Source organism: Streptomyces sp. BE303 (assembly GCF_036290945.1).
Lineage (GTDB): Bacteria > Actinomycetota > Actinomycetes > Streptomycetales > Streptomycetaceae > Kitasatospora.
Genome location: NZ_JAQYWZ010000840.1, coordinates 1 through 858, shown reverse-complemented (window position 1 = coordinate 858; position 858 = coordinate 1). Strand labels below are relative to the sequence as shown.

At 68.4% G+C, this 858-nt stretch carries 1 protein-coding gene; it reads right to left on the bottom strand.

All coding sequences use genetic code 11. The features are described from left to right. Positions 1 to 12 precede the first annotated feature (12 nt). Positions 13 to 809, bottom strand: a protein-coding gene (locus tag PUR56_RS29440; RefSeq protein ID WP_443034587.1) for an IS5 family transposase whose coding sequence is annotated in 2 segments (ribosomal slippage) — positions 13 to 464 and positions 464 to 809 — 798 coding nt in all. Because the reading frame shifts where the segments join, the coding sequence is not laid out codon by codon here. Between the last annotated feature and the right edge of the window lie 49 nt (positions 810 to 858).

The following is an 858-nucleotide window of genomic DNA, read 5'->3' as shown; positions in this document are numbered from 1 at the left end:
TAAGAAGACATCTCATTTGGATAGCCGTCGGGTGCAGATGAGGGCTGCGGCGATGCTGGCGAAGGCTGCGAAGTGGTCGGCCTTGCGTTCGTAGCGGCGGTGCAGCCGGCGGAAGCCGCCGAGCCAGGCGACGGTGCGCTCGATCACCCAACGGTGGCGGCCGAGGCGCTGGGAGGACTCGACGCCTCGGCGGGCGATGCGGGCCGGGATCTGCCGTCGTCGCAGGTAGGCGCGGATGAAGCGGTGGTCGTAGGCTTTGTCGGCGTGCAGCTTGCCGGGACGGCGGCGTCGCGGTCCGCGCCGTGAGCGGATCGGCGGGATGGCGTCGACAAGCGGTATCAGGGCCTGGCTGTCGTGGAGGTTGGCCCCGGAGATCGCGAGCGAGAGGGGTAAACCGGTACGTTCGGTGAGCAGGTGGATCTTCGACCCGTACTTGCCCCGATCGACAGGATTCGGACCTGTCAGCTCCCCCTTTTCAGGGCCCGCATGTTCACCGAGTCGACCGCGCACCTCGACCAGTCCAGCTCACCTCGCGCGCCGAGCTCCTCCAGGACCACCCGGTGGAGCTTGGCCCAGACCCGGGCCCTGCTCCACTCGGTGAACCGCCGATGGGCGGTCGGGCCGGACGGGCCGAAGCATGGCGGCAGTTGGGCCCAGGTGCACCCGGACGTCGCGACGAACACGATCGCCGCCAGCACCTCGCGATCCCCGTGGCGCCGCCGGCCACCACCCTGCGGGCGCACCGGAGCGTCCGGCACGACCAACTGGAACAACTCCCACAGCTCATCCGGCACCAGCCGCTCAACGATCAGCACACTCGGAGTCTACTCGACCCACCCAAATGAGATGTCTTCTAAG